Origin of the sequence: Bacillus sp. AK25 (assembly GCF_048270685.1) — a bacterium.
GTDB classification, from domain to species: Bacteria; Bacillota; Bacilli; order Bacillales; family Bacillaceae; genus Bacillus; species Bacillus altitudinis.
In genome coordinates this window covers 141,220-167,719 of the sequence record NZ_JBLUWC010000001.1, presented here as the reverse complement: position 1 = coordinate 167,719, position 26,500 = coordinate 141,220, and the positions used below count along the sequence as shown (strand labels likewise).

The 26,500-nt window shown below is 39.5% G+C and carries 19 protein-coding genes and 7 tRNA genes; 6 read left to right on the top strand and 20 right to left on the bottom strand.

Translation table 11 applies throughout. From position 1 onward, the window contains the following. Positions 1 to 536: 536 nt before the first annotated feature. The 16 genes from ACNO7B_RS00980 to ACNO7B_RS00905 all read right to left on the bottom strand — a co-directional run bounded on the left by ACNO7B_RS00980 (position 537) and on the right by ACNO7B_RS00905 (position 15,092). Positions 537 to 1,148, bottom strand: coding sequence for an HNH endonuclease (locus tag ACNO7B_RS00980; protein ID WP_249855961.1), 612 nt, complete (start codon positions 1,146 to 1,148; stop codon positions 537 to 539). Between the two features lie 6 nt (positions 1,149 to 1,154). Beyond that, positions 1,155 to 1,820, bottom strand: coding sequence for a hypothetical protein (locus tag ACNO7B_RS00975; protein ID WP_249855962.1), 666 nt, complete (start codon positions 1,818 to 1,820; stop codon positions 1,155 to 1,157). Positions 1,821 to 1,832: 12 nt separating this feature from the next. Then, a complete protein-coding gene (locus ACNO7B_RS00970; RefSeq protein WP_249855963.1) occupies positions 1,833 to 4,121 on the bottom strand; it encodes a sensor histidine kinase in 2,289 nt (762 codons plus the stop codon). A gap of 2 nt (positions 4,122 to 4,123) precedes the next feature. Continuing rightward, entirely contained in the window at positions 4,124 to 5,554 is a 1,431-nt protein-coding gene (locus ACNO7B_RS00965; protein ID WP_249855964.1) for an Eco57I restriction-modification methylase domain-containing protein, read from the bottom strand. A 500-nt stretch (positions 5,555 to 6,054) separates the two neighbouring features. Then, positions 6,055 to 7,857: a glutamine--fructose-6-phosphate transaminase (isomerizing) gene (gene glmS, locus ACNO7B_RS00960; RefSeq protein WP_007498541.1), complete on the bottom strand. Its 1,803-nt coding sequence runs from the start codon at positions 7,855 to 7,857 to the stop codon at positions 6,055 to 6,057. Between the two features lie 579 nt (positions 7,858 to 8,436). Then, entirely contained in the window at positions 8,437 to 9,783 is a 1,347-nt protein-coding gene (glmM, locus tag ACNO7B_RS00955; protein WP_007498543.1) for a phosphoglucosamine mutase, read from the bottom strand. A 25-nt stretch (positions 9,784 to 9,808) separates the two neighbouring features. Further along, on the bottom strand, positions 9,809 to 11,215 hold the full coding sequence (locus tag ACNO7B_RS00950) for a YbbR-like domain-containing protein (RefSeq protein WP_035704327.1): 1,407 nt from the start codon (positions 11,213 to 11,215) through the stop codon (positions 9,809 to 9,811). Beyond that, positions 11,208 to 12,029: a diadenylate cyclase CdaA gene (gene cdaA / locus ACNO7B_RS00945; RefSeq protein WP_060780693.1), complete on the bottom strand. Its 822-nt coding sequence runs from the start codon at positions 12,027 to 12,029 to the stop codon at positions 11,208 to 11,210. Before cdaA ends, ACNO7B_RS00950 begins: the two co-directional genes overlap by 8 nt. Before the next feature lie 204 nt (positions 12,030 to 12,233). Next, positions 12,234 to 12,860 carry an anti-sigma-W factor RsiW gene (gene rsiW, locus ACNO7B_RS00940; protein ID WP_008344028.1) on the bottom strand — a complete coding sequence of 209 codons (627 nt, stop codon included), beginning with the start codon at positions 12,858 to 12,860 and terminating at the stop codon, positions 12,234 to 12,236. Between the two features lie 14 nt (positions 12,861 to 12,874). Beyond that, positions 12,875 to 13,438 carry an RNA polymerase sigma factor SigW gene (sigW, locus tag ACNO7B_RS00935; RefSeq protein ID WP_007498553.1) on the bottom strand — a complete coding sequence of 188 codons (564 nt, stop codon included), beginning with the start codon at positions 13,436 to 13,438 and terminating at the stop codon, positions 12,875 to 12,877. Between the two features lie 184 nt (positions 13,439 to 13,622). Further along, positions 13,623 to 14,534, bottom strand: coding sequence for an arginase (rocF, locus tag ACNO7B_RS00930; protein WP_039170230.1), 912 nt, complete (start codon positions 14,532 to 14,534; stop codon positions 13,623 to 13,625). A gap of 136 nt (positions 14,535 to 14,670) precedes the next feature. After that, positions 14,671 to 14,742, bottom strand: a tRNA-Gln gene (locus ACNO7B_RS00925). 4 nt (positions 14,743 to 14,746) lie between these two features. After that, positions 14,747 to 14,831, bottom strand: a tRNA-Tyr gene (locus ACNO7B_RS00920). A gap of 28 nt (positions 14,832 to 14,859) precedes the next feature. Next, a tRNA-Thr gene (locus tag ACNO7B_RS00915) sits at positions 14,860 to 14,932 on the bottom strand. Between the two features lie 3 nt (positions 14,933 to 14,935). Next, positions 14,936 to 15,011, bottom strand: a tRNA-Val gene (locus tag ACNO7B_RS00910). A gap of 6 nt (positions 15,012 to 15,017) precedes the next feature. After that, a tRNA-Glu gene (locus tag ACNO7B_RS00905) sits at positions 15,018 to 15,092 on the bottom strand. A 220-nt stretch (positions 15,093 to 15,312) separates the two neighbouring features. Between ACNO7B_RS00905 and murQ the strand changes: the two genes are divergently transcribed. The 6 genes from murQ to ACNO7B_RS00875 are packed head-to-tail and all read left to right on the top strand — an operon-like array spanning position 15,313 to position 23,042. Beyond that, complete coding sequence (gene murQ / locus ACNO7B_RS00900) at positions 15,313 to 16,224, top strand: N-acetylmuramic acid 6-phosphate etherase (RefSeq protein WP_268360540.1); 912 nt, start codon at positions 15,313 to 15,315, stop codon at positions 16,222 to 16,224. Positions 16,225 to 16,236: 12 nt separating this feature from the next. Continuing rightward, on the top strand, positions 16,237 to 17,106 hold the full coding sequence (locus ACNO7B_RS00895) for a MurR/RpiR family transcriptional regulator (RefSeq protein ID WP_242731429.1): 870 nt from the start codon (positions 16,237 to 16,239) through the stop codon (positions 17,104 to 17,106). After that, positions 17,103 to 18,482 (top strand): PTS transporter subunit EIIC, encoded by a 1,380-nt coding sequence (locus ACNO7B_RS00890; protein WP_113747568.1) that lies wholly within the window; start codon positions 17,103 to 17,105, stop codon positions 18,480 to 18,482. The genes ACNO7B_RS00895 and ACNO7B_RS00890 overlap by 4 nt, the downstream gene beginning before the upstream one ends. 12 nt (positions 18,483 to 18,494) lie before the next feature. Further along, a complete protein-coding gene (gene pbp4b, locus ACNO7B_RS00885; RefSeq protein WP_417901045.1) occupies positions 18,495 to 19,850 on the top strand; it encodes a penicillin binding protein PBP4B in 1,356 nt (451 codons plus the stop codon). A 13-nt stretch (positions 19,851 to 19,863) separates the two neighbouring features. Next, positions 19,864 to 21,783, top strand: coding sequence for a glycoside hydrolase family 3 protein (locus tag ACNO7B_RS00880; RefSeq protein WP_417901044.1), 1,920 nt, complete (start codon positions 19,864 to 19,866; stop codon positions 21,781 to 21,783). Positions 21,784 to 21,833: 50 nt separating this feature from the next. Next, the gene (locus tag ACNO7B_RS00875) at positions 21,834 to 23,042 is read left to right on the top strand and encodes an exo-beta-N-acetylmuramidase NamZ domain-containing protein (RefSeq protein ID WP_373368009.1); all 1,209 of its coding nucleotides are present in this window, start codon (positions 21,834 to 21,836) and stop codon (positions 23,040 to 23,042) included. A gap of 41 nt (positions 23,043 to 23,083) precedes the next feature. On the opposite strand, the gene ACNO7B_RS00870 is transcribed toward ACNO7B_RS00875, so the two are convergent. From ACNO7B_RS00870 to ACNO7B_RS00855, 4 genes are all read right to left on the bottom strand, one after another. Then, positions 23,084 to 24,049 carry a bile acid:sodium symporter family protein gene (locus ACNO7B_RS00870; RefSeq protein WP_417901043.1) on the bottom strand — a complete coding sequence of 322 codons (966 nt, stop codon included), beginning with the start codon at positions 24,047 to 24,049 and terminating at the stop codon, positions 23,084 to 23,086. A gap of 61 nt (positions 24,050 to 24,110) precedes the next feature. Beyond that, positions 24,111 to 25,550 carry a SulP family inorganic anion transporter gene (locus ACNO7B_RS00865; protein ID WP_417901042.1) on the bottom strand — a complete coding sequence of 480 codons (1,440 nt, stop codon included), beginning with the start codon at positions 25,548 to 25,550 and terminating at the stop codon, positions 24,111 to 24,113. A gap of 760 nt (positions 25,551 to 26,310) precedes the next feature. Beyond that, positions 26,311 to 26,383, bottom strand: a tRNA-Thr gene (locus ACNO7B_RS00860). A 1-nt stretch (position 26,384) separates the two neighbouring features. Continuing rightward, positions 26,385 to 26,459 (bottom strand) — tRNA-Asn (locus tag ACNO7B_RS00855). Positions 26,460 to 26,500: the final 41 nt, after the last annotated feature.

Below are 26,500 nucleotides of genomic sequence, written 5' to 3'. Positions count from 1 at the left end.
TAAATATTTAAACTGTATTACTTAAGGTGCTTTTAATATACTTAACTCCATTTTTAAAACGATGATATAAAACTTTGCTCTTCCTTTTTATCCTCCTCATATTTTAAAAATTGAACGATACAAAATCTAAGGAATACACCAATTGGTCCCCCGCTTGATCCAGGACCGCCAATTATTAAATAAGAGCTAATAAACAATAAGATATAACCGTTAAGAAAAAAACACTTTTTAAGTTTCGAATAAAAATAACATCTCCCCTTAAAAAACGATCTATATTTTTAAAAACATATATTGTACCATTAATAAATGGACAGCGTTCGATCAATTGAATAATTTCCCGGATATTTTTAAACACAAGTACCCCTTTATCTAAAGAGGTATCAAATATAAGTTTTGAATAAAGGTTTAAAAAGGTGCTACAAACATCGATTTTATACAAAGAAAAGTTCATGCTTTTGACAAATGAGAATCGAATTAAATAGACTTTAGTTTGAACTATATTTAATTCTTTTATAGAAAAGGTTGATCATCTTAAATTAGCTATGTATTAGATCATCTTCAAAAATCAAGTCATAATATTCACAAAAAATAACACATAATTCTTTATATACATATTCTAACTTATCATAATTCTGACCATTATTTTTCTTTAATTCAATTTTTTCTTTTAATTCATTTCTTTTTAATCTTATTCTTTCTAAATTATATAGTATGTCATGTCTTTGTAAATATAATTTTAGCTCTTTATACATATATAACCCCAAAGGTGTCAAGTAAACGATTTTCCCATCATGAGTTCTCTTTAAATGTTTATCATACTCTTTATCACATGGATCTATAAAACCCTCTTCTCCCAATATATTTTCAACAGATGTAGAACCAACCCATTTATTAGATTTTGATATATTGCAATATGGACAGCTATATAATAAATTATCATATGTGTATTGGAGTTCTTTAAATTTTTCCTTTGGAGCGAAATGCTCTACATGATAAACATTATATCCCCCACTATACATATCTAAATCATCACAATATCCACACCTACTATTAAAATCTTTTGCCAATCTCTTTTTATTTGAACTATTAGTTTTCCATTGTTCCCCTGTAAAATTTCTTTTTGGCTTTACTAGATGAATATTTAACAAATTTCGTTACTCCTTCTCTAAAATCTCATCCAACTTATTTAACAGCTCTGATATTTTGTCAGACTGTAGCTCTTTTTTTATTTTTCCTGGTATGGAATTTTTCCCATTTAAGGATTTTTCAAGTTTATCATCTAAATTTATTAATCTACTATCAATTTCAGCTTTAGTCCCTACATTAGGTAATAAATTTAATATTTCATCTTCCCATTTTTTTTGTTGTTTTTTTGTTTTCAAAATTTGTTCTATAACTTTAAAATTAAGTTCAATTCTCTCAGTATCTTCATTTAGATATCTATCAAAATCAAAAACTTGATAAGCATTAAAAATTTCATTTATAAAGAGATCATCCTCATAAGAAGTAAGTACAAAAATCGGAAAGTCATACTTAATTTTCTCTAACTCTTCTGCGATATCTACCCCAGAATAATCCACATTCTTATAAGAAGACAATTTATAATCAACTAATAACCCGTCTATACTTTCTTCGATTATATTGTTTACTGTATTTTCAATATCCTGGTCAATTTCTATTTCAATAGGTTTAATAATTATATTTGAATATTTTGCTCGTTTCTCAGAATTTGCGTTTTCAAAACCAATAGTCAATCTATACATTATTTGAGTTATTTTAGAAGGATCATCATCTATTATTCCCACTTTAAAAATATCCATTTTTTGCCCCTTTCAAATTTTAAATATCATTTCTAATCCAAAACCATTTTTTCTTTCTATGATTTTATACTTAGCATCGTATTCTCTAAGAGTAGACGCTACAATGTACATACCTAAACCTGTGCCAATTTTCACACCATTCCTATCGCATTTACTTGTTACTCCATAATTAAAAACCTCATTAGGGTCATTAAACATTTCATCTAAACCTTTTCCATTGTCAGTATATACCAAAAAAAATTCCTTTTCTAATCTTTTCAATTCAATAGTAATATTTCTTTCTTTAGGGCTTTTCTTTTCAAAAGATTCAATAGAATTAATTATTAAATTATAAACAATACTTTCAAAATCTGACAAAAAGATCTTTTTATATATTTCATCTTCAGGAGTTTTTATTCTCACAGTAATATTTTTTTGATTTAAAATAGGGTCTATTAATTTAACAATTGATTTTATAGTTTCACTAAGATTTCTCTTAGTTCTTTTTCTTCTGTCTTTCTTTTGATTAATGATAACACTTATCCACGACTTTAAAAATTCATCAGATTTCTCTAAATCCTTCAAACTTCTTTCTAATAAATAAGGATTTTTATCAATACTTCCTCTAATCACTTCAACTCTATTAGTTAAATTTGCCCTTATTGTTTTTAAATCGTGCACAATGGATGTTGTAATAAGTCCGTTTGTAGCCAATTCACGTAACAATTTATTTTCTGATATTAATTCAACTCTTTCTTCACGATAATATTCAACTGCTTTGGCAAGAGTTTCTGTCTTTTTCTCTATTATAGGGGGAATATCAGTGGTTTTCTTCTCATTGTCTATTTCTGACTGTTGATGTTTTTCAATTATTTCTTTGGCAATCTTATTAGCTTCTTTCTTTGTTGCATCCTTTTGATTTATGATGTCATTATACTTCTTAATATTTCTAGCTATATATGCTCGGTCTTTCTCAAACAAAGATATAATGCTTAATATCATTTCTTTAAAAAGAGCAAAATACTCGTTTTCTATTAATCCTTCACGGCTGGACTTATCTAAAATTTTGCTATTCCTTACTCTTGAAATAAATATTGTTCCTTGCCCTTGTTTATTACGAACATGCCAACGCCCAGAAGGATCTCCGATAGCTGCAGGGTTAGTTGCTCTTTTCGCATCTATTCCGAGCCAATCAAAAGAGTCAGATTTTTGATCTCCATAAGGCCTGACTAGAAAATTATCTCTATAAATCTTTATCCCATTATGTAATTCCATCCATTTATTCCTGTTGTTACCTATTTCTTTATAAAAGAACTCTTTTTTATCCTTTCTAGTCATCCCTAGTTTCATAAATGTATACTCAAACTTAAATGGGCCAACTTGTTTAACTTTTTCAATTTCTTTTACATCACTAATTTTTAATAGTTGGGAAATAGACTTCTCAATAAAAATTTTCTTTACTTTGAAATCTTCTTTTCTATAAGGCTCAACTTGAAACTCTTCTAACTTAAAAAGTTCCTCCGGAATTTTATTTAAATCATACTCATTTCTATATAAAGAAAGTTTAAAATTTTCTCCGTTAAAATCTGCCTCTATTCTATAATCAAATTCATCAGAAACTGGATTCTCTATAACAACATACCCTTTTTCTAGAGGTTTTTGTACACAAATAACATACTCTTTTTGTTCTGATGGAGGTATTAAAAATCCAAGAAAATCAAATAAAGCCTCTATATTTTCAATAGTCCAATTATCTCTTAAGTCGCTAATCTTTAAAATTGTTCCAGTTTCTAAATTATATTTAATATTCAATTGTTTTTCTAAGTCATAAATATTTTCTAATATCTCTTTTGGTATAACATCACTAAAATTTAAATCTAAATAGTCGAATTCCGCTTCTATTTCATCAATGGTTTTTCCGCTTTCTTCGAATTTAGACCAGTCATTTTTCCAAAGAATTAATTTTTCGTTAGTATTTTTCGTTAGCATCTCACATTTACTACCCAGACGATCTAAAGCAAATCTCCCAATTCCCTTTTCACCTGATTTAATTCTATTTTTAACTGACTTATAATTTTCTCTTTTATTATCAGTTCCGATCATCATCCAACAATTTTCTATTATATCTTTTGTCATACCAACCCCATTATCCAAAATATAAATACAATCTCTTTCAATATCAAAACATAAAAAACATAGTGTAGCATCTGCATCATAAGTGTTTTTTACCAGTTCAATGATTGCCCCATCTACCTTTGCAACACTTTCACGTCCTAATAATATAGTTGCTCGTGAAGAAATTTTATATTTCATTTTCTCCATTATTACAGCACCTCCTGTCTAAAAAACTCAAAATTATTAATATCTCGAGCAGTAATTCTTAATGAGCTACCACTAGCATTAATTCCAATAGATTTAACATATTGATAAAATGACTCACTTTCTAGTAATCTCTTAGCTATGTTTAAATTTAAATCACCTTTAGATACGATATAAATGCCTGAGTATGGAATACATTCTTTATTCAACTCATAAATCTTTACTTTTTTTGTTACAATAGTAGAGGTTAGAAGTTTTTCTTGGTTCAAATGTGCAAGTGCTTGGGTTCTTCCATATTCATACCACTTTACATTTTTATCGGAGTTCCTTCTAAGCAACTTATCTTTAAATATCTCTAAATATCGTGTTGTCTTTGGAAATTTTTTTTGAAATGTATCCAGAGAATATCTATGTAATTCTCCATTTGAATAAAAATAAGGAAATATGATTAGCTCATTTCGATTATAATTTAGCCCACGGGGACTGACTGCTTCACGTAGTACCTCTTTTTCTAGTTTTAAATCTCTAACTTTAATATATTCCCTCTGTGTTTCAAAATCTCTTATTACAAATGCCTCGTTTAATAATGTTGCAATGCTAATTGAAGCAGTAAAAAAATCACTAAATTTATATTTTTCTAATCGAGCTTCATCTTCTCCCACCTCAGAAAAAACCCATTTTCCAGTTAAATTTCTTTTATTTATTCTTATTGATTTAACTTTTTCGATATCAAAATATTCAACATCATTACATACTATTTCTTTATCAAAAATTAGTATTGCTGATGAAATTAGTGCATTATGAAATATATTTTGTACTGTAAAATCATATATTTTGGATAAATCATGGAGCATCATATCTCTTAATTTTTGAGCAAATACATTTTTAAATATGCTACTTGGAATAAGATATGCCATTTTTCCTTTATCAGTTAAACTATTTAAGCTAGCCTCAATAAAAGCATAACAATAATCAAACTTTCCTTTTGAGCATGATTTGAAATTTTCTCTGATAAAAACTCTTGTGTCTGCATCCAAATCTCTATAATTAATATAAGGAGGATTTCCAATTACATAATCAAACTTCATGTCTAGTTCTGTCTTTAATATGTCATTATTTAAGATATTCCACGAAACATTATATATACCATAATTCGCAGCCATAGAGTTTAAATTTTCTATACAACTAATTTGTTGAGTTGGATCTATTTCAACCCCAAATATATCTAATTCTAATCCACTTTTTATTTCTTCTAACAGAAAACTTCTTTCTAAACAATCCTCTATATACCTCCTAACAACCTCTATCAATATATTACCATCTCCACAAGCGTTTTCAATTACCTTCTTTCCACATAAATCTGAAATATACCCTACTCTATCTAACATTTCTACAACAATCTCTATAGGTGTAAAAACTTGACACTTTTTGTTCATTTACTTCCCCTTTTAAATTTATATTATAAAAAGATGAATAGACCTATTCACCTCGAGTATTAATATCTATTATATTTAAATTCCTTAAATCACTTGTATATGTAATTTATTTGCACCTTATTGTTAGATACACTTATTTCAAAACTGTTTTCAGTGTAGCCTTAAACCTTGCCTTTTAAATATGTTATTTTAGTTATCTATCACTATTTGTTTGAAGTATTTCAAATGCATTATGTTCCTGAACATAATTACAATTTAAATCTAAAAAGAATTCACCTATTACTATTTATTTCAAAGTTAACCACATTTTTAAGATGTTCATAAAACCTAAACAAATTTTAAAGCTCACTCAAACATAGGTACACAACAATACTAAATTCTTCACCCTGTGATAAACATAAATCGCTATTTTTGAAATAAAAACAACCCCTTAGAATATCATATCCAAAGGGGTATAGGGGTGCAACTTTATTTTCATTTTAATACTATAAACATCATCCCTACTCCACCGTCACACTCTTCGCAAGGTTACGTGGTTTATCCACATCACACCCGCGGTGAAGGGCTGCGTAGTAAGCGATTAGCTGTAATGGAACAACAGATGCAAGTGGTGCAAGTGCTGGGTGTACAGCTGGAAGGACGAAACGGTCGCCTTCGTCTTCTAGGCCTTTTAGTGAGATGACACATGGGTTTGCGCCGCGTGCAACGACTTCTTTGACGTTACCGCGAATGCTGAGGTTCACGTGCTCTTGCGTGGCAAGGGCAATGACCGGTGTGCCTTCTTCAATTAAAGCAATCGTGCCGTGTTTGAGTTCTCCGCCAGCAAAGCCTTCTGCTTGGATGTAAGAGATCTCTTTTAGTTTGAGTGAACCTTCAAGGCACACATAGTAGTCAAGTCCTCTTCCGATAAAGAATGCGTTACGTGTCACTGTGAAGAAGTCACGAGCGATTTGTTCCATTTCATCCTTTTGATCGACAAGGGCTTCCATTGCGTTTGCCACAATCCCAAGCTCTTTCACAAGATCAAAGTCAAGAGATTGACCATTTAATTCAGCTGCAACAGATGCAAGGATCGCAAGAACAGCGATTTGCGCTGTGTAAGCTTTTGTTGAAGCCACTGCGATTTCTGGTCCTGCATGAAGAAGCAATGTGAAGTCTGCTTCACGAGAAAGCGTAGATCCTGGTACGTTTGTGATCGTTAATGCTTTATGACCAAGTTCTTTGACTTGAACAAGTACAGCACGGCTGTCCGCAGTCTCCCCAGATTGAGAAAGGAAGATGAACAACGGTTTTTTCGATAGAAGCGGCATGTTGTAAGAGAATTCACTTGCTACATGAACTTCTACAGGTACTTTCGCCCAGTCTTCAATATATTGTTTACCGACAAGTCCAGCATGGTAGCTCGTTCCGCAAGCCACAATATAAATGCGGTCTGCTTCTGCTACTGCGCTTGCGATATCGCCAGCGACTGACAGCTTGCCGTTTTCGTCTTGATATTCTTGGATGATTTTGCGCATCACTAGCGGCTGTTCATCCGTTTCTTTTAACATGTAGTGAGGATATGTGCCTTTCTCAATGTCGCTTGCATCTAGCTCAGCGATATAAGAAGGACGTGTCATGATATCACCGTCAAGGTTTTTAATAATAACCTCGTCTTTAGTAACAATGACCATTTCTTTATCCATTAATTCCGCATATTCGTTTGTTACTTGAAGCATCGCCATTGCGTCAGAAGCCACAACGTTGAAATCTTCGCCGAAACCAACCAATAATGGACTTTTGTTTTTCGCCACATAGATTGTTTCTTTGTTTTCGTTATCGAAAAGGGCAATTGCGTAAGAGCCTTTTAGTTGAAGAAGCGTTTGACGGAAAGCTTCCTCTGTATCAAGACCTCTATTCACAAATTGTTCGATGACTTGAACAACAACCTCTGTATCTGTGTCGCTTTTTAGTGTGACGTCTTGTAAATATTCGCGTGTCAATTGTACATAGTTCTCGATGACACCGTTATGAACAAGCGTAAAACGGCCAGAAGCACTTTGATGCGGATGCGCATTTAGATGGCTTGGTACACCGTGTGTTGCCCAACGTGTATGTCCAATTCCTGCTGAAGATGCCACGTTTGCATCAACGACTTCACGAAGCTCAGCGATACGTCCTTTTTCTTTAAACACATGCACGCCATCTTCGTTTGCCACAGCGATACCTGCTGAGTCATACCCACGGTACTCAAGCTTCTCTAAACCTTTTAATAAGATTTCCTTCGCATCATTCTGACCAATATAACCTACGATTCCACACATAAATATTCTTCCTCCCGATCATGTGAAAGGGACAAAGAAAGCCTACTAAAATAGAAGGGACATTTCTTCGTCCCTCTCTACATGTTTATTTTGGGAGATCATGTGTATTCCCTTTGTACAAAGAGTCACCTCTTTGCTTTAAAGAAACACTTACGGCTGTGATCTCTATATTTGATCAGCCGGGAGGCATCCGCCGAAAAATTCGATAACCTCCATCCTCGTCAACTAAGCATCTGTCTCGTTCGATCGCTTAGTTCGGGCGCTATAATTATAAGAGTGGCTGAACATCTACCCTGCCTTTCCTGCTAGAATAAAAATCCAGTAACACAAGGATGATTGTACTATAAGGTCTGACCTCCGTCAATCACAATTTAGCGGGTGATCCCTTTCATGTGAGAAAGTGAGACCTCCCTACACTATATGCGATGAGGCTTGTCACGTTCTACCTTTGATGTGCTCTCTTATGTATGAAAGCAAACAGCAAATTGCCCTCGCTTATATGATTCGTATAGAACTTTCCTCTTATGACGTTTATTCGAAAAAAAAGCAAACCGCTACTTTGCGATTTGCTTTGATCAATTACTCAATACCCATTTCTTCTTTGACAACAGCCGTAATGCGAGCCACGTATTCATCACACAACTCTTTTGTTTTCGCCTCTGCCATGACACGTACAAGCGGCTCTGTTCCAGATGGACGAACCAGGATGCGTCCGTCACCGTTCATCTCTTTTTCAACCTCTTGGATCACAGCTTTTACTTTTTCATTTTCTTCCACTTTATATTTATCAGATACCTTCACATTCACTAGAAGTTGCGGGAATTTCTCCATTTCAGCTGCAAGCTCTGACAATGTTTTTCCTGTTGCTTTGAGTGTATTCACCAGCATGATCGCTGAAAGCATGCCGTCACCTGTCGTATTATAATCAAGGAAAATCAAGTGGCCTGACTGCTCGCCTCCGACATTATAGCCATCCTTTTTCATCGCTTCGACCACATAGCGGTCACCAACAGCGGTTTGAATGCTCTTAATGCCTTGCTTCTCAAGCGCTTTATAGAAACCAAGGTTACTCATGACCGTTGACACGACCGTGTCATCCTTTAATCGGCCTTCACCCTTTAGATAACGTGCGCATATGTACATAATTTGATCGCCGTCTACAATATCACCTTTTTCATCGACTGCAATTAAGCGGTCGCCGTCGCCATCAAACGCAAGACCAATATCGGCTCCTTTTTCTTTCACAAAAGCAGAAAGTGCCTCTGGATGAGTAGAACCTACGCCATCGTTGATATTCAATCCGTTTGGTGATGTTCCCATTGTTGACACATCTGCATCTAAATCTGCAAATAAATGTGTTGCAAGAGAAGATGTTGCACCATGTGCACAATCAAGCGCTACGTGAATGCCTGTGAAATCCTCGTCCGCTGTCTGCTTCAAGAATTGCAAGTACTTCTGACCGCCTTCAAAGTAGTCATTCACGGTTCCAAGATCGGCTCCCACTGGACGTGGCAATTCATCAACTGGCTGATCCATTAGCTGCTCAATTTCATTTTCCTGTTCATCTGACAGTTTAAAACCATCACCACCGAAAAATTTAATTCCGTTGTCTTGAACTGGGTTATGCGAAGCTGAAATCATGACACCTGCTTCTGCATCCATTGCCTTCGTTAAATAAGACACACCAGGTGTTGAGATCACACCTAAACGCATGACTTCAGCCCCAATTGAAAGTAAGCCTGCTACGAGTGCTCCTTCTAACATATGACCAGATACACGCGTGTCTCGTCCAACGAGTACCTTTGGACGTTCTTTATCCTTCGTGAGCACATAGCCGCCAAATCTCCCAATTTTAAATGCGAGCTCTGGCGTTAATTCGCTATTAGCCACACCCCTTACACCATCAGTTCCAAAGTACTTGCCCATGTTTCAATCGCTCCTTTTTTACCATTCAAGAGGACGCTGCGTCCTCTTTGTTATCTTCTTTGACCCGCTGTCTTTGACTTGATTCTTTTTTTGCTTTATCTTGTGTAGATTCCTTTTGACTCTTCTCTTCCTGATCATCATCGGATGATTGATCTTTCCGATCATTCGTAGAAGCCGGCTGATCTTCTGTATCAGTAGAAGTCAGTTTCACTTTGACCTTCGATCTAGATAAAGTCCATGTCACATTTTGAGGGCCATTCACTTGTACTTTGACCTCATGTGTTCCTTCGTTTAAGTCCCCGACATTGATATAGGCTTCAATATCTGAAGCCTTTAGTTTATCGATTGCACTCTTTGAACCTTTTGCTGTTAGTGTGAGACGCCCTGAAGACGGACTCACAAATGCAGAGCTAAGATCCTTGCTCAGACCCACGACAGAAATTGGGACATTATCGATCTTTTTTTCTTCAGCTGTTGCAACCTTCACTTTGATCTTAACAGTTTCAGGCGATACCTTTTTCACACCATCTGGCAGTGGAATGTCGGCATCAATCTCTGTATCATCTTTAATCTTGCTTAGGTCGAGCTTAACGCCGTCAATAAAATCAAGTGCATCCAGCACCTTTTGAGAACCGTAGACTGTCACCTCACTTGGGCTTGTCTCGATGCTTGAGATACTGATCCCATCTGGCAAGCTGCCCGTCCGCTCAATCTTAAACGGAACTTTCTTGCTTGGACTCGTAATCGGGACCGTAATATCTACCACAGACGGACTCACTTCGACTGGTAGCTCATTCCCACTGCTATCATACACAGTGAGCTTCGCTTCTTTCTCAATTTGCTGATCGACATCCTCTAAGTTCACAAATGCTTTAATGACAGAAATTTTGTCGATCACGTCTTTTGAGCCAGTAACCGTGACATTTTTCGGATTCACAATAGGCTGCTCTGGTGAATAGCCGTCTTTGATTTTATTTTGATTATAAAATTCCGTTTCAACAGGGAATTCAGCTGTCGTTTTTTCTTGTATCGTCACAGTCGTCACAGACGGATTAATCGTTAACGTGATTCCTTTCGATACATCTCTTGCCTTCAATTCGACTTTATGTGTACCTGTCGTCAGGTTTTGCATATCTGCGTAAATTTCAAAATTTTTCGTTTGTCTTGCTGTTTTCACAGCACTAGTTGATCCTTTAATCGTGACATTGACTGTCTGCGGCACACCAGTGACTACATACTTTTCGTCGTCATAATATGCTTTAACAGGAATGTCCGTTAAGGTTGCTTCGTCTGTTGTCGATGTTGGGAAAAAGGATTCACCGATTTTTTTCGGCGTGGGCGCTTGCGCTGAATTAACTGCACCATACAGCAATAAAGCGAAGACCAATGCAAGAAACTTAACGGCCCAGCGATTATTCAAAATCTTATCCATTTTTCTTGCCCCTCCAATACCATTTGGTCGAGGAAGCATCTTTGCTGTTCTTACTAAACTCAGCAATCAGCATTTCTTCAAGCGCTTCTTCTGTCAATTCTCGATGGAGATCACCATTTCTTGCGACACTAATGCCGCCTGTCTCCTCGGAGACGATGACGGTTAAACTGTCCGTTACTTCACTAATACCAACTGCCGCGCGGTGACGTGTACCGAGCTCCTTAGAGATAAAAGGACTTTCAGACAGCGGTAAATAACACGCTGCAGCTGCAATCTCATCACGCTTCATAATCACAGCGCCGTCATGAAGCGGTGTATTCGGAATGAAGATATTAATCAGCAGCTCAGAACTGACCTTTGCATTTAAAGGAATTCCGGTCTCTATGTAATCATTCATTCCAGTATCGCGCTCAATCGTTATTAGCGCGCCTATTCTTCGTTTTGCCATATAGTTAATTGCTTTTGTAATTGCCTCGATCGTTTTCTGCTGCTGTTCCTCTACAGGTGTTCCGCTTCTAGAGAAGAAACGGCCGCGCCCAAGCTGCTCAAGCGCTCTCCTTAGCTCTGGCTGAAAAATAATAATGATCGCAAGGAACCCCCACGTAATCGCTTGATCCATCAGCCATTGAAGTGTGTTAAGACCGAGATACGCACTTCCCATCCTGACGAGAACAATGACGACAATTCCCTTTAAAAGCTGAACCGCTTTTGTTCCGCGGATGACCATCATTAATTTATATATCACATACCAAACAACGAGAATATCAACAGCATTACCGAGGTACTGCAAAAAAGGAATATCCCCTAAAGCCATTTCCTCGTCCTCCAGAATTTTCAGTTATTCTTCGTTCGATTTATTTTTTATAAAAAAAGAGCCTATGTGTAAGTACATAGCGTGGCTATTATACCACATTTTGTTTCAGCAAGGAAAATAGTTGCCATATCTGGCTGGCATTCAAGTCTGTTCATCAATAGAAAAAGAGCAGTCCCCTTAGAGACTGCTCTCAAACTGTTTGATTTACTTTTGCTCCTCTGGACCAATGACCCGCATCACATCTTGTGCTGTAGATTTCATTTTGTACCAAACCCAATCAAACACTTCATTAATTTCATTGATTTGACCAGTGACTTGTCCGGCAGAAGCAGTCAGCTGTTCTCCATTGACGACTGTTACGTTCCCATCAACCTTGCCTTCTACAATCAGCTTGCCATTTTTCACAGTGACATCACCTTTGACGGTTTCCCCTTTAGGTACCGTCACTGTATCATTTTCAACCACGAGATTCGGCTGCTTTGACACACTGAAATTATGATCCGTATTCCAGCTTGTAAACAGACTGCCTCCCATCAATATGACAAAGAGGGCAGCGGCGACCATTAGCGGATGAGCTTTGATCCATCTTTGAATCGACACACGCTTTTTCTCCTTTGGAAGACCTGCCATCACCTTTGCAGTGAAATCAGATGGTGCTTCTATATGAGATGTACTCTGCACGAGCGCGATGGATTTCTCAATTTGCTGAAAATGAGTACGGCATTCCTCACACGATTGCAGATGGCTCTTTAATTCTTTTTCATCTTCGGGCTCTATGTCCCCGTCTAAATACTGATGCATAAGCAGGACGATTTTTTCCTGACAGCTCATCAAAATCACCTCACTCAAAGGTCTCTCAACTGTTTCCGGAGAGCCTCTCTACCCCTGTGTATTCTCGTTTTCACCGTACCAACTGGTATATTCAGAATCTCACTAATTTCTTTTAACGAGAGTTCATCAATATACTTTAATACGATGACCGAGCGATATTTATCGGGTAATCTTAAAATTTTTTGCTGAATGGTGCTCGATAATTCAAGCGACACCACCTCGTCCTCTGGCAAAATGCCGTCAGCCGCAATTTGAGAATACATATTCAGTCCTTCTGTCCCTGCAACCTCTGCATCTAAATAATAATCCGGCTTTTTTTTACGAATACGGTCGATGGTCAGGTTGGTTGCAATGCGGTACAGCCACGTGGAAAACTTACGATTCACATCAAAGCTCTCAATATTCACATAGGCACGAATAAACGCCTCCTGCGCAATATCTTCTGCTTCATGTGCATTCCCAAGCATACGATAGCACAGCTGATAAATTTTGTCTTTATACAGGTCTACGATGTCTGCAAATGCGTTCTGGTCGCCTTTTTTCACTTGCTTAATTCTCTTTTTAATCATTGTTTCCATAGTATATTCAACCTCTGCCTTCACCGGTCTTTATGTATACGAACCTCGTTCCAAAAGGTTTCATTCTCCTCTAAAAAATAGTGTAACAAATTTTTGACAGCATGTTACGCTTATCAGCCGGTAAAAACCTTAACATATCCTTAAATTTCCCCAAAATTAAAAAAGAACGGGAACAAGTCCCGCTCTATAATAGCTTTTCACCCATTAAAGAACCAATTAATGCAACTGCCGCTTCTGCTGTTTTATTTTTCTCATCTAATACCGGATTCACCTCAACAAACTCAGCAGATGTCAAAATACCTGCTTCCTCTAAAAGCTCCATTGCAAGATGACTCTCTCTATAACTGATGCCGCCAGCAACCGGCGTTCCCACGCCAGGGCACTCCGCTGGATCAAGGCCGTCTAAATCAAGCGACAAATGAACACCATCTGTTCTTTCTTTTAAATACGCAATGGCTTCCTCCATTACTCTCGTCATCCCTAATCGATCTATTTCATGCATCGTATACACTTTAATGCCTTTTTCTCTAATTAATGCCCGCTCTCCTTCATCTAAAGAACGAGCACCAATCAAGATCACATTCTCAGGCTTTACTTTAGGTGTATAACCGCCAATATTGATTAGATCAGCATGCCCAAATCCGAGACTGACAGCAAGCGGCATCCCATGAATATTTCCAGAAGGAGAGGTTTCCTCTGTATTTAAATCACCGTGTGCATCATACCAAATGACACCCAAATTTTCATAATGCTTGGCTACACCGGCTAGTGTACCAATTGCAATGCTATGATCCCCGCCTAAAATCAGCGGAAACGAACCTGACTGCACAATACTGCTAACCTTTTCAGCAAGAAGCTGGTTCGCGCCAGCATTCTCCGTTAAGTTTTTCAGTTTTTCACTTGTATAGAGACCTTTCTCATCATCTCTTTGCTCAACGGGAATATCCCCTAGATCCTCGACATCAAATGAAAGCGATTCCAATTTTTCTTTTACACCAGCACAGCGAATGGCACTCGGCCCCATATCGACGCCCCTTCTCATTTGACCGAGATCCATCGGCACCCCAACAATCGTGACCTTCTTTTGATCTCCCATATGTACATCCCCTTTCCGTTCATGCTTATATTTTACTTTCTCGGTGCCTTCTGACTCAACTCAACAATATTTTGAATAGTTATACATTCCAATCGTCAAAATAAAAAAAGACACCTTTTTAAAAAAGGTGTCTTAACTGGGCTAGCTGGATTCGAACCAACGCATGACGGAGTCAAAGTCCGTTGCCTTACCGCTTGGCTATAGCCCAAAAATGGTGGAGGGGGGCGGATTCGAACCGCCGAACCCGGAGGGAGCGGATTTACAGTCCGCCGCGTTTAGCCACTTCGCTACCCCTCCACATATGGAATTGATAAAAGAAAAACAGTGCCGGCAAGAGGACTTGAACCCCCAACCTACTGATTACAAGTCAGTTGCTCTACCAGTTGAGCTACACCGGCATATGGTGGAGGATGACGGGCTCGAACCGCCGACCCTCTGCTTGTAAGGCAGATGCTCTCCCAGCTGAGCTAATCCTCCACATGATGGTGACCCGTACGGGATTCGAACCCGTGTTACCGCCGTGAAAGGGCGGTGTCTTAACCGCTTGACCAACGGGCCAGTTTGTCAAGTTTACTGTTTCCGTGAAGCTGACAAAAGTTATTATATACAGGTTGTCCCCCTTTTGTAAAGGGGATTTTTATTTTTTTTATTTTCTAACTATTCAACCCTCATCAGCACAACATTTCAATTGAAATATAATTTCAGTATTTAAATATAATATTGAAATTTCATGTCATACTCAATATACTGAAAATGAAGAAATAAGGAGGTATGTCACATGCAACCATCTCAACTGCGTTCTTTGACAACAGAATCAAGAAACCCTAACACCATGAGAATTTCACAAGCAAGCCCGCTAGAAATACTCCAAATGATAAATGCGGAAGATATGAAGGTCGCTCAAGCCGTCAACCGTGTCCTTCCAGACGTAAAGACAGCAAGTGACTTTGCCTTTGAATCCATCTCGAATGGGGGCAGACTCATTTATCTAGGCGCTGGAACAAGCGGCAGAATTGGGGTAATGGATGCGGTCGAATGTCCACCTACCTATAGCATTTCACCTGATGTCATCGTAGGCATCATGGCCGGTGGAGACTCTGCCTTTTCACATGCAGCAGAAGATGTGGAAGACAGTGAAGAAGCTGGTCAAAAAGATTTAGAACACATCCACCTGACATCAAAAGATACGGTTGTCGGCATCGCGGCGAGCGGTAGAACACCCTATATCATTGGCGCTTTAAACTATGCTAGAACCATTGGAGCAAAAACAGTAGCCCTCAGCTGCAATGAACAAGCAGAGATTAGCGAACTAGCAGACTGCGCCATTGAAGTCGTCGTAGGACCAGAAGTCATCACTGGGTCAACACGAATGAAAGCCGCATCCGCTCATAAAATGATTTTAAATATGCTTTCCACCTCTGTCATGATCAGACAAGGCAAAGTATATGAAAACCTGATGGTAGATGTAAAAGTAAGCAATCATAAACTAAAAGAACGCGCCATCACCATCATTCAGCATGTGACCAATGCTTCCTACGAACAAGCCGTAAAAGCCCTTGAAGCAGCCGATTTAGAAGTTAAAACAGCCATCGTCATGCTCCAAACCAAAACAGATAAAAAGACAGCCAAAGACCTGCTCAACAAAGCAGATGGTCACATCGACAAAGCTATCTTACGTCATCAATCTTAAAGGAGGTAACTCATGTCAGCAGGCGGACTCACCCTACTACACACAATGAAATCAAAGCTTCCCCAATCTGAAAAAATCATTGCAGACTATATCCTTGCCCATCCTGACAAAGTCATTAAAAGCACAGTGAATGAAATCAGTCAGGCTGCCGGCGCAAGCAGCTCTGCCGTCATCCGTCTCTGTAAGTCTCTCGGGCTGGATGGCTATCACGATTTGAAAATGCGGATCGCTGGAGACTTAATGCACACTGATAAACAAGGCTACCGGGATATCGAACAAGATGAACCACTTCAATCCATTATTCAAAAGACAGCAGGAAACACCATTCAATCGATCAAAGATACAGCCTCTATTTTAAATGTAGAAGCTTTAGAAAAAGCTGTTCAACTGCTACTGAATGCAAACCAAATCCATTTTATCGGTGTGGGTGCATCTGGCATCGTCGCAGCTGATGCCCAGCAGAAATTTCTCAGAATCAATTATGCAGCCACAGCCTTCACTGACATGCACATCGCATCTACGGTCATCGCAAATGCTGGAAAGAATGACATTGTGTTCGGTATATCCTTCTCAGGAGAAACATTAGACATCATCCAAGCCCTACAGCTCGCAAAAGAAAACGAAGTGAAAACCATTGCTTTAACGCATCCAGGGCATACAAGCGTTTCTGCATTGTGTGATGTCCATCTATCAACGTCCGGTTCCAATGAAGCACCTTTTCGCAGTGCTGCCACTTCCTCTAGAATGGCACAGCTCTATTTAATCGATGTCTTGTTCCTCAGTTTAGCCTCCCGTCAATATGAACAGACAGCACAATATATTGACAAAACAAGGCATGCCATCCGCTCCATGAAACGAAAAACAAAGGGGGATTCAACATGAGTCATCAAAAAAAATATCAGCAGTTGGCGAAAGAAATCCTTTCACTCTGTGGTGGTTCTGAAAACATCTCTTCCCACACACATTGTATGACACGTCTCCGAATTACACCCATTGATCGTGAAAAAGTGCAAACCACCGCGATCAAAGAACTCGATGGCGTCATTGGCGTCGTCGAAGCGGAAACACTGCAAATCATTTTAGGCACAGGTGTTGTCAACCAAGTATCAAGTGCGTTTGAACAGCTGCTCAATGCCTCAGGTTCATATGACTTAAACAACGAAGCACAGAAAAACAAACAAGCCATTTCACAAAAGAACCGCACACCATTCAAGCTGTTCTTACGGCGGATCGCCAGCATTTTCATTCCCATTATTCCAGCACTCGTTGCATCGGGTCTTATTACGGGTATTACAAAAGCGATCGTGCAAGCAGGCTGGCTCGATGAAAAATCTCAAGCTGCGATTATCCTAACCGTTATAGGCTCAGGCTTGTTTGCTTATCTCGGTATATTAGTAGGAACAAACGCCGCAAAAGAATTTGGTGGCTCTCCTGCATTAGGCGCATTAGCAGGTATTCTCATCATTAACCCAGCTGCCGCTGATATTATGTTATTTGGCACTAATATTCTACCAGGCAGAGGCGGACTTATCGGTGTTCTTCTTGCAGCTATTTTTATGGCACTTGTTGAAACCCGGATCAGACGCTTCGTCCCGCAATCACTCGATATCATCGTCACACCAACCATCACACTACTCATTACAGGCATTTTCACGTACGTTATCTTCATGCCAGTCGGCGGATTTATATCTGATGCCATCACCTCTGGACTTACTTATCTATTAAACATTGGCGGTATTTTTGCCGGATTTGTTCTTGGTGCGACCTTCCTTCCTCTTGTTGTCACTGGACTTCACCAAGGCCTAACACCTATTCATATGGAACTGATTAATTCAATTGGAGATGACCCGCTTCTGCCAATCCTCGCTATGGGAGGCGCAGGACAGGTCGGTGCTGCCTTTGCCATTTATATGAAAACAAAAAAGAAAAAGCTGAAAAGAGCCATTGCAGGCGGACTTCCTTCAGGAATGCTTGGAATTGGGGAACCGCTCATTTTCGGTGTCACACTCCCGCTCGGAAGACCCTTCCTCACTGCTTGTCTAGGCGCTGGAATCGGCGGAGCATTTCAAGCCTATTTCCAAATCGCCACTAAAGCAATCGGGGTATCAGGTCTCCCATTAACCTTTATCGTTCACACACATCAAATGCTACTTTACTTAATAGGACTCTTCATTGCATATGTCGCTGGATTTATCTTCACATACTTATTTGGATTTCATGATGATATGGCTGTTGAATTCGAGGAAAATAAGCAATAGGAGGTCTAGCTCTTGAAGAAATATTTTCTCATCATCACAAGTCTGTTCATGCTCCTTGGGTTACCAGTACAAACATTTGCAACTAGCTCCCATCCTGTATCGTCTTTGTCTAAAACAGCACCTGAAGAATATCCCGTCTTAAAAAAAGCAAAACGACCGGAACAAGTAGGTTTTTCTTCTAGGCAGCTTAGGAAGGTTGATCACATGATTCAAAACGATATCAAAGCAGGATTTCCAGGGGCAGCACTCATCATTATCAAGGATGGTCAGATCGTCCATCAAAAAGCCTATGGCTACAGACAAAAATATAAAGGGACAACAGAACTCCAATTCTATAAGAAAATGAAAAAGAACACACTGTTCGATTTGGCATCCAATACAAAAATGTATGCCACCAACTATGCCCTGCAAAAGCTAGTATATGAACAAAAACTAGATGTAAATGAAAAAATACAAACCATCCTGCCTGACTTTCAAGATGAACCAGATGCAAAGGTAACCGGCAAAGATCAGCTTCGAGTCAAGGATCTTCTCACCCATTCTGCCGGACTGCCTTCCAGTGTTTTATTTTATAGCAAAGAGCAAGCGGGCTCTTTTTTCTCTCAAGATAGACAAACAACCATGAAATGGCTACCAAAGGTGCCTCTGCAATACAAGCCAGGTACTCAGCATATTTATAGTGATATTGATTACATGCTGTTAGGCATGATCATTGAGAAAAAAACCGGTATGCCACTTGATCAATATGTAGAGTCGACGATTTATCGACCGCTTGGTCTCAAACATACCATGTTCAATCCGCTGAAAAAGGGATTCAAGCCAAAGCATTTTGCAGCAACCGAGCGTCTAGGCAATACAAGAGATGGTGTCATTGATTTTGAAAACATTCGCAGGTATACCTTGCTAGGTGAAGTCCACGATGAGAAAGCCTATTACTCAATGGCAGGTGTCTCCGGACATGCTGGACTTTTCTCTAATACATCAGATATGGCCGTACTGCTTCAGCTGATGCTCAATAAAGGAGGCTATGGGAAAACAACCATCTTTGACCAAGCTTCTATCGATCTCTTTACGGAATCATCAGACACGAACCCAACTTACGGGCTAGGCTGGCGGAAAAACGGCAATACTGACATGGAATGGATGTTTGGGAAATACGCAAGTAAAGAAGCGTATGGACACACAGGCTGGACCGGAACGATGACTTTGATTGATCCAAAACACAATCTAGGCGTCGTCTTGCTGACAAATAAAAAACATTCACCCGTCGTTTCACCTGAAGTCAACCCAAATCAATTTGAAGGTGACCTTTTCCCAACTGGTACTTATGGAAGCATCATGACCGCAATCTACGAATCTTTTAAGTAAAAGGAGGAATTTGATGTTAAAAGCTCTGTTCCCCGCTGCACTCGTTTTGGCCCTGCTCACCTCTTCCATTCCAACGGAAAAGGTGAGCTCCGCCCCTCTCCCAACTGCCAAACAAATGGTTCAGGACATGTCCTTGGACGAAAAAATTGGCCAAATGCTCATGCCAGACTTTCGCAATTGGCAAGCAGAAGGTGAATCCGCTCCTACAGGCTTCACAAAAATGAATAAAGAAGTCTCTCACCTTGTAGAGAAATATCATTTAGGCGGTGTCATCTTATTTGCAGAAAATGTCGTTGATACGAAACAAACCGTCAAACTCACACATGAATTTCAACAAGTATCACCCAACATTCCTTTACTCATTTCCATTGATCAAGAAGGCGGAATCGTCACAAGACTACAAAAGGGAACACATTTCCCAGGAAATATGTCGATTGGTGCCTCTCGAAGTAAGAAAAATGCTTATGACACTGGAAAAATCATCGGCAAAGAATTAAACGCTCTAGGTATCAATACAAATTTCTCTCCTGTTCTTGATGTAAATAATAACCCGAATAACCCCGTCATTGGTGTCCGTTCCTTTAGCTCTGACCCTGAACTTGTCACGAGGCTTGGTCTGCAAACCATGAAAGGACTTCAAAAGGAAAAGACCATTTCCACATTAAAGCATTTCCCGGGACATGGTGATACAGCTGTTGATAGTCACTACGGACTTCCGCTTGTCGAACATGATCTAGATCGTCTTAAAAAGGTGGAGCTGTATCCGTTTCAACAAGCAATCAACGCAGGGGCAGATATGGTCATGACTGCTCATGTTCAATTCCCAGCCATTGATGACACAACGTATAAAAGCAAAAAAGATGGCGAGGACATTATGGTTCCAGCAACCTTATCAAAAAAAGTCATCACAAACTTATTAAAAGAAGACATGGGCTTTCATGGAGTGGTTGTCACAGACGCCCTCAATATGAAAGCGATTGCAGATAACTTCGGACAGGAAGAAGCTGTGGTAATGGCTATTAAAGCAGGCGTCGACATTGCCCTCATGCCAGCACCTGTCACGTCCTTAAAGACAGAAAAAAACCTAGAGAATGTGTTCAATGCTTTAAAAAGAGCAGTTCTCACAAAAGAAATCCCGATATCTCAGATCAATCAATCTGTCGAAAAAATCCTTCAATTAAAGATCAAACGCGGCATCATTTCCGCCAATAAATCAGTAAGCCTTGAGAAGAAAATCAAAAAAGCCACACAGCTCGTTGGTCAAAAGTCGCACCGAAAAGCAGAACAAAAAATGGCACGTGAAGGAATCACTCTACTTAAAAACAACGACAAAACCTTGCCTTTTAAGCCTAAAAAGAATGACAAAATCGTACTCATGGCACCATACGAAGATCAAACAAAAGCAATGTCCGTCACAATTGAATCTCTGATCAAACAGAAAAAGATCAAACCTGTGCAAATTCAATCATACGCATTTGCAGATAAGAGCTTCTCCAAAGAAACAGCCAAACTCATTCAAGATGCTGACTATGTCATTACCGGCTCTTACGTTGTCCAAAATGACCCGGCTGTGAATGATGGCGTCATTGATGACGGTGTACAGGATCCGAAAAAATGGGCAACGGCCTTCCCTCGTGCTGTCATGAATGAAGCAGCAGCACAAAACAAAAAATTGGTCATCATGAGTCTTAGAAACCCATATGATGCTGCAAATTTCGAGGAAGCCGACGCCTTACTGGCTGTTTACGGTTTTAAAGGGTACTCAAACGGACAATTCAATCAACCAAATATTCCTGCGGGACTAGAAGTGATTTTTGGAGCGGCCTCACCTAAAGGAAAATTGCCCGTCGCTATCCCATCAGTCACTCATCCTAATCAAACCCTTTACCCATTTGGCTATGGACTCAATTTAAAAGGCAAACAGATCAAATAGGAGGGATTCTCTTGAAAAAGACAGCAAGCTTGATACTCGCTAGCATTCTCATGATCAGCACATTGACCGCCGCCTCCCCCGCAGATTCAGAACGAACAGATACAAAAGGAAAAAAAGCAACAGTCAAAACAGGTATCGAAACATTACTCTCAAGTAACCTCTCTTGGCTTAAAGGGAAAAAAGTAGGGCTTATTACGAATCCTACAGGCATTGATGCAAACATGAAAAGCAGTGTCGATCTGCTATTTGAACACCCCGATATTAAACTGACTGCCTTGTATGGGCCTGAACATGGCGTCCGTGGTGATGCACAAGCAGGAGAAGGCGTCGAATCGTATACCGACGAAAAAACGGGCCTGCCTGTTTATTCTCTTTATGGAAAAACAAGAAAGCCAACTCCTGAAATGCTCAAAAATGTAGATGTCCTGCTATTTGATATTCAAGACGTTGGTACTCGTTATTACACCTATATTTACACGATGGCGTATGCAATGGAAGCAGCTAAGGAAAACAATATTCCATTTGTTGTCTTAGATCGTCCAAACCCAATAGGCGGGCTAAAAGTAGAAGGACCTGTATTAGAACCAGAACACGCCTCATTTGTAGGTCTCTATCCCATCCCATTAAGACATGGGATGACAACTGGAGAACTTGCATACATGTTTAACAAAGAGTTTCATATCAACGCTGATGTAAAAGTGATCAAAATGAAACATTGGAAACGATCCATGACGTTCGATGACACGAAGCTGCCGTTCGTCCTCCCTTCACCTAACATGCCGACCGTTGATAGTACCTTTGTTTACCCAGCAACAGGGTTAATCGAAGGTACAAACGTTTCTGAAGGCAGAGGAACGACAAAACCGTTCGAACTCATTGGCGCTCCATATATCAATAGCAATGAGCTAGCAGATCATTTAAATGGGTTAAAACTAAAAGGCGTTCAATTTAGACCTGTCTCATTTACCCCTACCTTTTCAAAACATGCCGGGACTTTGTCTCACGGGGTACAGCTTTATGTCACAGACCGAAAATCATTCGAAGCAGTCAAAACAGGTCTATCCATCATCAAAGCAATACATGACTTGTATCCTAATGACTTTCAATTCCTACAAACAGGCAGCTTTGATAAACTCATCGGGAATAGCTGGATCAAAGAAGAAATCAATAAAGGCACTTCCATCAAACACATCATGAAACAATACCACCATGATCTAAAGACATTCGAAAAGAAACGGAAGAAATACCTCATCTATTAATCGCAAAAAAGCCTCCACCTTCTTAAAGGTTGGAGGTTTTTTCATGATAAAGACTTAGTCACAGCAGGTACTTTCAGCTCGAAACGATGAAGTAAAAAGCCAAACAAGGCTGCAAGCACTTGCTGAAACAGCATGCCAATCACGACAGGAACAGCAACAGCAGGCGGGAAAAAGCTAATGGCAAGCACAGCACCCGCGCTAATGTTCCGCATACCGCCCGTATACACAATCGCCACAATTTCTCCTTGGGTACATTTCATCGCCTTTCCAATCAACCACGCAAACGCATACCCACTCATTGCAATGAAAAAGACAGTCGCTGCTTTGCTAAAAAATGCAGCATCCAGTTCACGCAAATATGGGGCGACAACAGAACTGTTAATCGATACGACAACAAACAAGCCTAATTTTGAAAAAGGAGCCAAGGTCTGACTCATTGCTTTTATCACCGATGGCTTTGCATACTGACGAACGAGCATCCCTAAAATAGAGGGCAGCACCACCATACCGAATAGTCCTTTCATGATCGCCACCATGTCCATGTGGACCTGTGTACCAACGAAGATTGACAAGCTTACTGGTACAATCAATGGCGAAAGCAATGTATCAATTAATATGATAGATAACGTTAACCCCACATTCCCTTTATACATTGCCGCCCATATTAAACTAGACACACCTGTCGGAATCACCATCGCAAGCGTCAAACCGGTGATCGTCATAGAATCGCCCGCAAATATCAAATGCCCCGCTGACCATGCATAAAGGGGCATCAGCACATGCAAAATCATAAACGATAAAATCAAAGGCAATGGATGCATCACCGTATGTTTTAAAGCTGAAAAAGTAGATGACAAGCTCCCTGAAAATGTCATCACAGCAAACACCCAAGGCACCAAAAAGGTGAAATCTTTTAAATACGCCGCCAATAATACACCAAATAGCACGCTGACAGGCGTAATGAGCGGCATCATCCGGCCGAGCACCTGATTCAAACGGACAAGCATGCCGGCCACCTCCATCCTTCACTTTCTTCCTTGTTCTATTGTAACAAACAGAAAAGTCTTTTTAAGATCCGATCACTTGTTTCATAAGTTTTTGACTAGACGTATCCATTCCAACTACGTCCACCTCTACACCAGCTGTACGATATTTTTCCTTCACACGTTCAATTGCGGCCACACCTGATTCGTCCCATATACGCGCTTCAGACAAATCAATCACAACCGTGTTCAGGTCGTTTCCATGATGGAAGGCTTGAATCAATTCAGTCACGGAAGCAAAGAAAATTTGACCCTTAATTCGATAAACCCATGTACCAGCTTGGCTTTCTGTAGAGGTAATATGGAGTTTTGATATTTTAGCCACAAAGAATACGGCACTAAGCAGCACCCCTGCAAAAACACCCTTGGATAAATCATGAGTGAACACCACCGTCACGACCGTGACAAGCATCACAAGAGAATCTGTTTTTGGGTTCTTTTTCAGCTGCTGGAATGAACTCCAATCAAAGGTACCAATAGAAACCATGATCATGACAGCCACAAGAGCAGCCATCGGAATTTGAACAACCACATCACCGAGCACAAAAATCAATACCATTAAAAATGCACCAGCCACAAAGGTAGAAAGCCGGCCTCGTCCCCCTGCCTTTGTATTAATCACAGATTGACCAATCATCGCACAGCCAGCCATACCGCCAAAAAATCCTGCCACCACATTGGCAATTCCTTGGCCTCTCGCTTCCTTATTTTTACGACTAGACGTTTCCGTCATATCATCTACAATTTGTGCTGTTAATAAAGATTCAAGTAAACCAACCATCGCAAGTGCTAAGGAATAAGGAAAAATGATAGCAAGTGTTTCCCAGCTAAACGGTACATTGGGAATAAGAAAAGTTGGCAAAGAGCTAGGCAACTCTCCCATGTCTCCAACCGTTCTGACATCAATATGCCCAAATACAGCAATCATCGTCATCACAATAATTGCAATAAGTGGAGAGGGAATAACTTTTGTGACCATCGGCAATACATAAATGATCAACAATGCTCCACCTGTCATGATATACATAGCCATGGATTCCCCAACGAAATGCGGCAGCTGTGCCATGAAGATCATAATTGCCAACGCATTGACAAAACCAACCATCACAGACCTCGGAATAAATTTCATCAGACGAGACACTCGGCAAAGTCCAAACAAAATTTGAATCAGTCCTGTTAAAATCGTAGCCGCAAACAAGTACTGCAATCCATGATCGGCTACCAAATTAACCATAACCAGAGCCATAGCCCCTGTAGCGGCCGAAATCATACCTGGCCGTCCACCAACAAACGAAATGACAATGGCAATACAAAACGAAGCATACAACCCAATCTTTGGATCAACGCCCGCAATAATCGAAAACGCAATCGCCTCAGGAATTAAAGCCAGAGCCACTAAAATACCCGCCAGCACATCCTGACGCACATATCCAAACCATTCTTGCTTTACAAATAAATCTTTCAAACCATCTACTCCTTTTTATATACATACCGTACACGGAAAAGAAGATCATTCAAACCTGGAGATGAGGAAAGGAAAATAAACAATGCTTCACTTTCGGGGAAAAAGAGGAACGTACAGAGTCTTTTGTTAGAGAGGATAATCATCACTTTAGTAAGAATATAGGAAAGGAACTAAGGAATCAAGCACAAAAAGAAGGAATGTGTAGAAAATTGATACAAAGCTTACTTACCAATCGATTTATTCCATTCATGAGTCTATTTGTCACTGAGCATGTCCAACATTTAAAGCAAACAACAAAAGCTCCTGTTCTCTATGATCAGAGGCTTTACCTTTTTCACTTTTTCAATGCTTTTTGAAGAGCTGCTTTTATCTTCGAACCGTTCCATCTTTTATATGGCACAACGTTGACCAATAGAATGCCTTGCTCTGTCATCAACTAGACGAATTAGCATTGTACGTTCTCAACTACCTTTTTGTATTTAAATAAATAGTGGGAGCGATTCGCAAAAAAGCACGACATAAGAAAATTCATTTGCATGATATGCGTCACACTCATGCTACTATGCTAATAAATCAAATCGGCAAAATATCTGGGTTTAATATCAAATCTGTCTATCATCGTTTAGGTTATGCAGAAGCTATATCAAACTTATTGCAAATTCGATAATGCGTCCCCATTGCGTCCCCTAGCAATTAAAAAAGACATAAAAAAAAGCCTTCTCATAATCGAGAAACCTTGTCAGAACAATATTTAGAGGAAAGCTTCCAAGCGGGCTCGAACCGCTGACCTCTTCCTTACCATGGAAGTGCTCTACCTACTGAGCTATGGAAGCATGGCTCCGCAGGTAGGACTCGAACCTACGACCGATCGGTTAACAGCCGATAGCTCTACCACTGAGCTACTGCGGAATGGATAAAGTAACTTCTTCCATTGGAAGGATATAAACAAA

What these genes read in the sequence shown, in the direction of transcription:
- ACNO7B_RS00975 (WP_249855962.1), bottom strand. Translation starts at nt 1,820, where the DNA reads ATGGATATTTTTAAAGTGGGAATAATAGATGATGATCCTTCTAAAATA.
- ACNO7B_RS00970 (WP_249855963.1), bottom strand. Translation starts at nt 4,121, where the DNA reads ATGGAGAAAATGAAATATAAAATTTCTTCACGAGCAACTATATTATTA.
- ACNO7B_RS00965 (WP_249855964.1), bottom strand. Translation starts at nt 5,554, where the DNA reads ATGAACAAAAAGTGTCAAGTTTTTACACCTATAGAGATTGTTGTAGAA.
- glmS (WP_007498541.1), bottom strand. Translation starts at nt 7,857, where the DNA reads ATGTGTGGAATCGTAGGTTATATTGGTCAGAATGATGCGAAGGAAATC.
- glmM (WP_007498543.1), bottom strand. Translation starts at nt 9,783, where the DNA reads ATGGGCAAGTACTTTGGAACTGATGGTGTAAGGGGTGTGGCTAATAGC.
- ACNO7B_RS00950 (WP_035704327.1), bottom strand. Translation starts at nt 11,215, where the DNA reads ATGGATAAGATTTTGAATAATCGCTGGGCCGTTAAGTTTCTTGCATTG.
- cdaA (WP_060780693.1), bottom strand. Translation starts at nt 12,029, where the DNA reads ATGGCTTTAGGGGATATTCCTTTTTTGCAGTACCTCGGTAATGCTGTT.
- rsiW (WP_008344028.1), bottom strand. Translation starts at nt 12,860, where the DNA reads ATGAGCTGTCAGGAAAAAATCGTCCTGCTTATGCATCAGTATTTAGAC.
- sigW (WP_007498553.1), bottom strand. Translation starts at nt 13,438, where the DNA reads ATGGAAACAATGATTAAAAAGAGAATTAAGCAAGTGAAAAAAGGCGAC.
- rocF (WP_039170230.1), bottom strand. Translation starts at nt 14,534, where the DNA reads ATGGGAGATCAAAAGAAGGTCACGATTGTTGGGGTGCCGATGGATCTC.
- murQ (WP_268360540.1), top strand. Translation starts at nt 15,313, where the DNA reads ATGCAACCATCTCAACTGCGTTCTTTGACAACAGAATCAAGAAACCCT.
- ACNO7B_RS00895 (WP_242731429.1), top strand. Translation starts at nt 16,237, where the DNA reads ATGTCAGCAGGCGGACTCACCCTACTACACACAATGAAATCAAAGCTT.
- ACNO7B_RS00890 (WP_113747568.1), top strand. Translation starts at nt 17,103, where the DNA reads ATGAGTCATCAAAAAAAATATCAGCAGTTGGCGAAAGAAATCCTTTCA.
- ACNO7B_RS00880 (WP_417901044.1), top strand. Translation starts at nt 19,864, where the DNA reads ATGTTAAAAGCTCTGTTCCCCGCTGCACTCGTTTTGGCCCTGCTCACC.
- ACNO7B_RS00875 (WP_373368009.1), top strand. Translation starts at nt 21,834, where the DNA reads ATGATCAGCACATTGACCGCCGCCTCCCCCGCAGATTCAGAACGAACA.
- ACNO7B_RS00870 (WP_417901043.1), bottom strand. Translation starts at nt 24,049, where the DNA reads ATGCTTGTCCGTTTGAATCAGGTGCTCGGCCGGATGATGCCGCTCATT.